Annotated in this window: 8 protein-coding genes; all 8 read left to right on the forward strand. The window is 63.3% G+C overall.

Annotation, left to right across the window (positions count from 1 at the left end; all coding sequences use genetic code 11):
- Positions 1-143: 143 nt before the first annotated feature.
- Positions 144-521 (forward strand): hypothetical protein, encoded by a 378-nt coding sequence (locus KA354_24575; GenBank protein ID MBP7937828.1) that lies wholly within the window; start codon positions 144-146, stop codon positions 519-521.
- Positions 522-653: 132 nt separating this feature from the next.
- The gene (locus KA354_24580) at positions 654-1,616 is read left to right on the forward strand and encodes a prepilin-type N-terminal cleavage/methylation domain-containing protein (protein ID MBP7937829.1); all 963 of its coding nucleotides are present in this window, start codon (positions 654-656) and stop codon (positions 1,614-1,616) included.
- 369 nt (positions 1,617-1,985) lie between these two features.
- Complete coding sequence (locus KA354_24585) at positions 1,986-2,900, forward strand: helix-turn-helix transcriptional regulator (GenBank protein MBP7937830.1); 915 nt, start codon at positions 1,986-1,988, stop codon at positions 2,898-2,900.
- A gap of 358 nt (positions 2,901-3,258) precedes the next feature.
- Positions 3,259-4,020: a hypothetical protein gene (locus KA354_24590; GenBank protein MBP7937831.1), complete on the forward strand. Its 762-nt coding sequence runs from the start codon at positions 3,259-3,261 to the stop codon at positions 4,018-4,020.
- A gap of 693 nt (positions 4,021-4,713) precedes the next feature.
- A complete protein-coding gene (locus KA354_24595) occupies positions 4,714-6,318 on the forward strand; it encodes a hypothetical protein (GenBank protein ID MBP7937832.1) in 1,605 nt (534 codons plus the stop codon).
- A gap of 55 nt (positions 6,319-6,373) precedes the next feature.
- Positions 6,374-6,781, forward strand: coding sequence for a hypothetical protein (locus tag KA354_24600; GenBank protein ID MBP7937833.1), 408 nt, complete (start codon positions 6,374-6,376; stop codon positions 6,779-6,781).
- 293 nt (positions 6,782-7,074) lie between these two features.
- On the forward strand, positions 7,075-8,652 hold the full coding sequence (locus KA354_24605) for an undecaprenyl/decaprenyl-phosphate alpha-N-acetylglucosaminyl 1-phosphate transferase (protein MBP7937834.1): 1,578 nt from the start codon (positions 7,075-7,077) through the stop codon (positions 8,650-8,652).
- On the forward strand, positions 8,649-9,870 hold a 1,222-nt coding region (locus KA354_24610), incomplete at its 3' end, for an SUMF1/EgtB/PvdO family nonheme iron enzyme (protein MBP7937835.1). The genes KA354_24605 and KA354_24610, both read left to right, overlap by 4 nt.

The raw sequence follows: 9,870 nt of genomic DNA on the forward strand, positions 1-9,870 counted from the left end.
AGCTTCCGAACGTGTGCTACGCGCCGGCATGACCCATGTCCTCCTTGAAACCCCCAACTCCGGCCGTCTTCCATGACTGCCAGCCAGCATCATACCAAAAACGCCCGCCTAATGTGTCACGGACCCCCGAACGGTGGCTGGCGGTGCGCAACATGTTCGTCCGCGAAGACGGCGGTTACGACGGTTCGGCCCAGGCGCTTTGGCTGCTCCAGGCCATTCCCCGCGAATGGCTCAAGCCCGGCGACCGATTGAGCGCCAGTCGCATCCGCACCTGCTTCGGTGGCCAGGTCGACGTGAGCCTTGGCGTGGCTGACGACGGCGGGTCGGTGACGATCGAGGCCGTGCTCGGCAAAACGGCGATTCGCCCCAAGGAAATCCGCATGAGACTCCGCTCCGGCGACGGCTCGCCGCTCATCTCGGCGACGCTTCAAGGCGCCGCTGTGCCAGTGCAGAGGGGTGACACAATCCCCCTGCCAGCCGACGCCGAGGGCCCAATCAAGGTCGTCGGACGGTTCGAGTGACCGACCTTCAGACCGCTTCTCTCGTCGCTCTCATCGAAGGAAATGGGCCTCTGTGGGATAGGGGTTGCGACAAGGCACCTCCTGCTCACGGAGGACTGTGACCGCTACGACCCGCGGCGAAGGGGGCTTGGGATGGCTGAAGGCCCCATCGCCCATGCCTGCGATTTGTGTCAGAATGACGTGCTGGGGCGCCAATACTGTAGTGGACCTGTCGAAGCGGCGCGGCAGCCGGGCTTGTTTTCGGCCGAGAGGTCCGTGAGCATCCGCCAGATGCGCCAGGGAGGAACCATGGGTCGGATCCGCAGCGTAGCTTACCCAACGGGCTTTACGCTCATCGAGATCCTGGTCGTCGTCGCCATTATCGCCTTGCTGGTGTCGATTCTGCTGCCGTCCTATGCCAATGCCCGCCACCTGGCCCATTCGACCACCTGTGCGGCGAGCATCCGGCAACTCGGCGTCGGGATGCACACCTACCTGCAGCAGTACGGCACCTTCCCCGCCCACCAGGTCGTACTCGGCAGCCTGCGTATTCGCTGGTGGCAGGCCATGGCCCTTGAACTGAAGGGTTACACGGTCTCCTCCTGCCCGGCTGTGCCGGAGTGGGAACTCGGGCGAAACAACGCCTACGGCTACAACTACAAGTACCTCGGCAGCGGCCGCGAGAACCTGGTCGGGCCCACGGCACCGTACGAGCGCCACCCGGTCAAGTCCCTGCGTGCCCCGTCCCGCACGATCGCCTTTGGCGACAGCGACGGCACCGGTTGGAGGACGCAGCATCGCAACATCGGCAACGGCAACGACGTGGATATGCTCGGGAACCACGGGTATATCCTTGACCCGACCTACATCCCCCAATTCAGCCTGCAAACCAAGGACGAGAGTTACGCCTGGATGAAGTACCGGACCTACATCTCCACGCGGCATCTGGGCAAATCGAACTTGGTGTTTGCCGATGGCCACGCCGAACGGCTGGGGCCCAAGCAGGTCTATCGCAACAATAGGTACTGGAATGGACTGGGCGGTGAAGATCCTATTCGCGACGCTCACGTTGAGTACCGATTTCTCGACGGGGAATGGCGTTTCCCTGACTTGTAGAATCCGCTTTCAGGTTCGGGACCACCCTGGGTATCACCCTGCCCGAGTGCTTGCCCGCGGGGCGGATCGGGGGTGACGTGCGGTTGCAGCTCTGCGCTGCGGAGCAGATGGCCCCGGGACGGTCCAGGCCGATTCATCGATCCAGCAGATATGTGCAAACCGCGCTTTGGGGCGGCCAGAGCGATCTGGGGAGATGCCCGGTTGCGTGGGACCTTCCGGGCAAGCTGAACTTCTGTCACTGAAGCAATTGTGCAGCTTTTCTAATAACACTCAATTGCCTGGCTCCGTACGCCGGCTCAAGTCGTGCAAGCACACCCTTCAAGGGCCGACGGCGGCCTATCATCCCCTGACAAGTATCAAGGAGCGGTCATGGCCAAACGCCATTTTCTGCACCGGAAGCCCGACGCAGGGGCCAAGCGTAACACGATCGGCCAGCCAACCGTCTCAAGGCTGTTGGAGGCGCTTAAAGTCCAGGTCATCGACCGTTTTGTTCACATGAGTATGACTGAGGTGCAAGCCGTTGCCCTCGCCGTTTCCGAACCCAACGACGAAGATCCCGCTCCGAACCCTTCCCACCCGGCCTGTCGGGAGTTCGCCTCAAGCGATTACTGCCGGGAGTCCTGGCAACTGCATCTGGCCAAACTCAAACGCCGGTCCGAAACGCATTGGGGCACATGTCACCACGAGCGGCTCTGCGCGATGATCCCAATCATCTGCGAGAGCCGATGCCTGGCGGTGATCAAGCTCGCCGGCCCGGCCTCGCTCGACAGATCGGAATTCGAGCGAATCGTGGAGATCATGGAACTGCTGGTCCGGGACTTCTCCGTGTCACATTCTGCTTTTCTTAGGTGTGTGCCGGGCGGCATCATCACCGGAGAGGCTCTGGAAACGCCGGCTGGACCTGACCGCGGCGGTGAAGTTGCGCCCTTGCCGTCCCATCCACAGGTTGTTCGTGCCCTGGATTACATCGCGGCGCATCTATCCGACCCTCGCCTGTCTGTTGCCGGGGTTGCTTTGGAGCTGGACCTGTATCCGACCTATCTCAGTGAGTTGTTCGTTGAGCATATGGGGCAGCGCATGAGCCGTTTCATCGCCCGCCGGCGCGTCGAGTTGGCCAAGCGACTCCTGGCCACCACCGACTGGCAGGTCAAACGCATCGCACTCGAAACCGGTTACGCCAACCCCAACTGGTTCTGCCACGTCTTTGCCGTGCACACCGGCCTTACCCCCGGCCAGTACCGCTCAACGGCACATGCTCAGGACTCAGGCCCATCGGGTCGTTAACGCCCGGCGGCACGAGCTGCGTCCACCTCTCGGGCAGCTTTCTGCCTCTCGCGCCCGCCCCTGGCGATGACTGGGCAGGGCTCGTTCAAGTCGGCTCACAGCCCGGGCCATGCATCCACCGACGCGGATGGCTGCTTCAGGGCTCCTTGAGCGCAGGGTATCTCGGATGCCTTGTGACTATCTCGGATTGACACGGGTGTTGCGTCGCTCACCGTTCCGCACCGGCTAGGATGGGCGCAGACAGATGAGATCGCCCGGCTGGCTGCGTGGGCTGGCTCGGCAGGAAACGCGTCAATCGGCTCGGAGAACACGTCGACCACGAAGACGGAGGCCCGTCGCGCATTCTATGAGGTGCCGCATGAGCAAGTTGATGATATCGGTCGGTGCGATGTATCGCCGACGACATGGGGCGTCTGGGCCCTCGAACATATGGATCGTCCTGGTCCCGACGTTCTTGAGCCTGTGGTGTCTCGGCGGGGCCCAATGCGGCTCGACGCTGGAGACCGTCAAGCTCTCCGCCCTGGAAGTGGCGACGGTCAACACGCTCGACGACGACAACAACTACGACGCGGTTTACTGTACGGATCTGATTCCCTACGGGGCCTTTGAAGGGCTGGAGTTCGGAGCCGCCCGTGTGGGTTATGATCGCCACCATGACCCCGGTACCGAGCCTCTTCCCTGCTGGTGGTGGGTGTCATCAGTCGATCGCGGACTCGTCCGCTTTGACCTCGCGTTGCTCGGGGTGACGGGCGACCAGATTACCGATGCCACGCTGGAGTACGATCTGGAGACGACCTACTCGGTTGCGGGCACAGCCACGAACTGTCCCAACAGCATTCTCAGCTCGATCTGGATCGTCAATGAGCCCTGGTCCGACAAGTTCGATCTCGACGCCGAATTCCTCACCGACCCAAGCCCGTCGCCCAGTTGCGTCGATACACACCACTCTCTCAATGTCTCCTCGGTCGTGAGAGACTGGCTCAAGGGCGTTCGCCCCAACTACGGTTTCCTCTTCGTCGGTGGAGATGAGAGCCGGCCTTCAAATCAGCGTCGTGAGCACACGACGACACTGAGCCACATCGAACTCAAGGTGCTTGTTGCGACGCCAATCACGCCATGATCGCTGAACCGACCGTCAAGAGGGAGATGGCTCATCTGAGCTACACGACGGCGCATCGTCAGGTGTCTACGTCGGCTGGCGGATCATCGTCAAGGCGCCATTCGCGTGGGCGTGTGTCCGGCAAAGTTCTTACCTTTTTCTTCACCTGGCCGAGGGTGCTGGGAGGGGTGTTTCTGATCGAACGCGGACGCCCCTGCGTCGGGCCCGGCGATTGCTGTAAAGGAATGCTCAATAAGTGGTTGTGTAACTGCGGACCATGCTTTTCGGCACCCGGCAAACCGCGTCATCTGCCGCCGATTAAGCTGAGGTCCCAAAAAAATAAAGGACAAGAGCTATTGACATGGGTTTGCCGTCGGGTTAGTATACCCCATGAGCGGGTCTTCACGGCGCGCCCGACTGCAGTGGGAAGCCGCGGGTCTTCGCTCCAATGCGAGGGATAAGGAGACAACTCGGAAACGGGGTTCCCCTTCGACTCGCGTTCTTCTTGACCCCACCTGAGCATCTGGCGGTGGGAGGGTAGGCCCAAGAGGCATGTGGCCTGTTTGAGTGGAGGCATGATTCTGACGAGAGAGGACTAGCCGGTCGTGTCTCGGCCGGCGAGTCGAATCTGGCGGCGTGGGAAGCGTGGAGTTTTCTCGGCCGATTGAAACTGCGTGAGCGAGATGGAATACGGAGGCTGTAAGGAGGACGCACATGTCAGCGGGACTTTTTCGGAGAGTGGTGGTGGGCCTGGCGATTGCAGCGTTGGCTGCTCCAGCCATGGCCGCGTCCAACCTGCCCCAGGCGGTGACGGCTGCCGCGGACAGGCTGGTGGTTGTTCAGGACACTGGTGGCTCATGGGCCGGTGCGGAAGGGTACACCGGGCCCATGGTGGCGGGCTTGGTCAACGCCTATCTGCTCACTGGGACCGTGAGTTACTATGATGCGGCCAAGCGGGGCGGCGACTACATCCTTGCGTCCGCCGCGGAGGCTGGCTTCTACGGCGACGAGGCTTGGGGTCTGACCGTTCTGAGCCAGATGGAGGCCAATCCGACCAGCAACGCCTGGCGAACCGCGGTGGCCGATTTCTACGCCCGGGCCGCCACCGCTCCCGGCGGGACGGCGGCGTACATTGCCGACCTCAAGGCCGGCTACGCTGAAGACTCAGTGCCGGTCTTCTACCTCGCTCACCACGCCGTGGCTTCGGAGTACGTCGGTGCCACCGACAAAGCCGTGTGGCGACAGGCGGTCATTGACACCTTCGCGTATGTCAACGACCTCGACACCTATCCGGTGATGAGCCTGGGGACTGCGGTGTTTGCTCTGGCCCAGACGGGCAGCGGTCTTGATGCCACCGTGATACCGACTCCGCCCATTCCTGAGCGAGGGACGTATGCGGGCTACAGGCTTGATCAGCTGCCGGCCGTCCTTGCCGGTCACCAGGTGCCGGCCACCGCTCTGTACGGCTCGAGCTTCTTCGCCTGGTTCGACCATAGCCAGAGCCCTGCAGCCGGCTACACCGAAGACACGGTCTACGGAACGCTCGGCCTGATGGCCGCGACGGGGACCGGGAGCTGGGACTACACGACCCAGATCCAGGCCGCTCGCCGCGTTCTGGCTAACGGCGACCGCTACGGAGCTGTTACCCCGGACTTTGGTGTCCTGGCGAATGGCGTGACCCGCGAGCACGTCTGGAACAACTCGTTCGTCAATGACGCGTTTGCCGGCGAAGTACTGATCGTCCTGAATATCGAGCCGGCAGTCCAGTTCGTCTCCGCCGTGTCGCGGAAGACCCACGGAACGATGGGCACCTTCGATATCGACCTGATGGCTCCGATGGGCGGCTTTGATGTGGCCGTCGAGTGCCGCAAGAATGGTCCCACCAAGGTGCTGGTGACCTTCGACGAGCTGATCGTCGGTAGTGGGCCAGGCGGAGTCGCCGTGCCTGTCGACGTTGCGGTCGTTGATTCCGCGGGCAGCATCATCACCGTGAGCGCCGTGTCCATCGTCAACGATGAGCTGACCATCGACATGAGCGGCGCGGCCAATGCCTCGCGGGTCAAGATCATGTTCCCGGGTATCACCGGCATATCGGGCAGCGTCTGCACCGGATCTATCTGTCTGGTTGCTTTCCTCGGCGATGTCAACGGTGACGGTAGGGTCAACGTGCAGGACATGACGCCGGTTCGGAATAATACGGGCGAGGTGCCGCTCGTTCACCATCGTTGCGATGCCAACACTGACGGACGCATCAACACTCTGGACATGACCGCGGTCCGAAACAACGTCGGGCTGATCGTTCCTCCGGGTGGATGCTGATCTGGCGGTGCAATGAATACGCGAGTGAAAGGAACCAAGGAAAGAGGGAACACAAATGACCACGATGATTAGATGGAGCGACCGGCCACGCATGGTGACCCACTTTGGGGCACTGCTGGCGGCGGTTTGCCTGTTGTCTTGGACGGCTTGGGCTGAGGCTGCGGTTTCCAAACGTGCCCGGGGCGTGGCTCTGGGGACTGCGGCCGCCGAGAGTGCGCTCAGCTTTGACCCCTTCGCTCCTGCAGGGACGTACACCTCGGGGGCGAGTCTGAACACCGCTGCAGGCCTCCAGCCTTCCTTGGCTGGCCTGTCTACCGATCAGCCGGTGGCCGACACCGGTGCTGCGGGCACCAAGGCGGGGCGTGACATGCTCGCCGCGGGGCCGGGCGCACGCTATCGTCCGCCGATCCGAGTGCCTTACCGGCCGCCGCTGCGTAGCCCGTGGCGACCGCCATTGGTCTAGAGCCGGGTGGCGTGCGGTCAAGCATGACACGCCTCTCGGATCGAAAGTGGGAAGGGCTACTCTGTCTCCCATGAAGAATGAGTAGTCTCGGATCGAACGTGTAGGCGGAAGTCGTGGGGGCCTCGTTTGGGTCGGGGCCCCGGTGGCCGGATGCGATCTCTTGACATCGGACTGAAGGCCCTGGGGGAGAAGCTAGGGAGGTTCAACAGGACTTGGAGAGACTGGCGCACGGATGACGTGGTCTCCTACCAAGCGGCCAGGTGCTGATGGCGCTTGGACTGGCGAGGCGGAGAATGGCAATCTTTGTGGCAGTTCTTCTGGTTGCAGCCGTCGTGAGTACGCTCACGACGGCTGCGGTCATTCGTACCGCCAAAGCCTTCGACCTGTTTGACCTGCCCGGGATCCGCAAGCTTCATCATGGGGCCACGCCTCGACTCGGGGGCGTGGCCATCGCGGTGGCATGCACCGCGGGTGTCGTTCCGTTCCTTGCCGGGCACGGCGCTCTGCCGGCCATCCTCGCCTACGGAACCGCCATCGCCGATTCCTTCGCCACCGTGGGTCGTCCCCTTGTCGCCCTGTTTTCTGCCAGTGTTTTCATCTTCCTAGTGGGTCTGGTTGACGATGTCTGCGGCCTGCGGGCCCGGACCAAGCTGGCCGCCCAATTGGTCGCGGGCCTGTTTCTCTGCGGATTCGGCGTGCGGCTGGAGCAGATCTCGCTCAGCCCATCCTTGACCATCGAGCTCGGCTGGCTGTCCTGGCCGCTGAGCCTCCTCTGGATCGTCGGGGTCACCAACGCCCTCAACCTGATCGATGGGCTGGACGGCTTGGCCGGAGGCATCGCCGCGGTCGCCTGCCTGGTCACCGCCGTGGTGGCGGTGCATGTCGGCCAGTGGATCACGGTGCTTCTCCTGCTGAGCTTGCTGGGTGGAGTCGGCGGCTTCCTGGTGTACAACGCCCACCCGGCGAGGATCTTCATGGGCGACGGCGGAAGCCTCTTTCTAGGGTTCATGCTTGCCGGCTCGGCCGTGATCATCGCGTCCGCTCACGAGGGGGCCACGCTGGCGGCGTTCCTGCCCACCGCCCTGGCCTTGGGTGTTCCCATCCTTGACACGCTGTGCAGCATGTTGAGGCGAATCCTGAGTCGGCGGTCCCTCTTTGCCCCGGATCGGAATCATATTCACCATCGGCTTGTGGATTTGGGCCTGTCCCAGCGGAAAGTGGTGATCGTCCTTCACTCCGTCACGGTCATTGCGGGCGGGCTGGGGATGTTCCTGCTGCTCAGCCACGAAGCCGAGGTGCTGTTCGTGGCCCTCGGCGTGCTGCTGTTGCTCGGCGTGTTCTTCCGTGCGGTCGGCTCGATCCGCCTTCGCGAGAGCATGGCCGTCCTGAACAGCAACATGGCCATCGCTCGGCAGTTCAAGGAGGATCGCCGCGACTTCGAGGATGCTCAATTGCACGTCTGCGCCGCCCGGACGTTTGATCAATGGTGGCAGGCCCTGGCCGAAGTCGCCCGGTCCCTGCATTGCCCGTGGATCGCCCTGGACATCGCCAGCCGCGACGGTACGGCCAGCACGCTCGTCTGGCGGCATCCGGAGTATGACCCAAGCTGCGGCGGCCATGCCCTGACGGCCACCATCCCGGTCCGCGATCGGCGGACGGGTCCGCCACTCAAGCTTCAGGTCGTGACCGAGGTTGAGGAATCCCTGGAGGTGACCGGGCGGAGAATCATGCTGTTCAGCCAACTGCTGGACGCTCACGGCCTGGCCTCGCTGCCCGAGGAGAGCAGGCACCCGGTCCGCACCGCACCCGTACCTTCCTTGCGCCCGACGAGTTTGACGGGGCCCGGCAGAAAGGCGGCTAGCCGGGCATGACCAGCAGGTTCTTTCGGATCAACACCAACCTTCGAGCGATGCCCCTGTTCAGCCACGGGGCGGGGCTTCTACTGCTGATTCTGTGCACGCTGCCTTGGCTCATGGGCCAGGGCTGCGTTCCCGCCGTCCCACCGACCACCAACCACAGCCCCGCGGCCGACGCCGGCTCATCGCGAACCGTCGCTGCAGAAGCACCGGTGATCCTCAACGGGAGTAGTTCATCCGATCCGGATGGCGACACGCTGAGTTACGCATGGCAGCAGACCAGCGGTGCCTCCGTTACGCTGATCGGGTCTCTCACCGCGACCCCCAGCTTCACAGCCCCCGCAACCAGCGACCCCATTATCCTCACCTTCACCCTGACCGTGACCGATGGGGGGGGGCTGAGCGACACGGCCACTGTCCAGATCACCGTCAATCGAGCCGACCTGGTTCCTCCAGACGCCGACGGTGACGGTGAACCCGACAGCACCGACCTCTGCCCCAACGACGGGGCCAAAGTCGAGCCGGGGGCGTGCGGATGCGGCGTCTCGGACGGTGACACCGACCACGACGGCACCTCCGATTGCACCGATGGCTGCCCCAGCGATCCGGCCAAGATCGCACCGGGCACATGCGGCTGCAACGTGGCCGAGACCGACACCGACGGCGACGGCACTCCCGACTGCCACGACGACTGTCCCAGCGATCTCAACAAAACCGCCCCCGGCAGCTGCGGGTGTGGCGTTGTCGACACACCCGGGTGCGGCACTCCGACCCCTGACACGCTGACTCTCGATCTGGGCGGGGGAGTGACCCTGGAGCTGGTCAAGATCCCAGCCGGGACATTTGTCATGGGCGACGACACGACCACGGATCCCTGGCTTGCCCAGGTCGCCCGACCTGCCCATGGTGTCACTATCTCCGAGGCCTTCTACCTGGGTAAGTACGAGGTGACCCAGCGGCAGTGGGAGGCGGTCATGGGCGATAATCCCGCCTGGTTCGCCACCAGCGAGGGTCTCCCCGTCGAGCACGTGTCCTGGGAGGACTGCCAAACCTTCTGCCAGACCCTTTCTGGGCGGGTGGGCCGCACCATCGAGTTGCCCACCGAGGCCCAGTGGGAGTACGCCTGCCGGGGGGGCACCAGTACCTTCTATTCCTTCGGTAATTCCTCCGATCAGCTGGCAAATCATGCCTGGTTTTGGGATAATGCAGATTCGCAGACTCACGCCGTCGGCG

Source organism: Phycisphaerae bacterium (assembly GCA_018003015.1).
In the GTDB taxonomy this organism is placed as follows: Bacteria; Planctomycetota; Phycisphaerae; order UBA1845; family PWPN01; genus JAGNEZ01.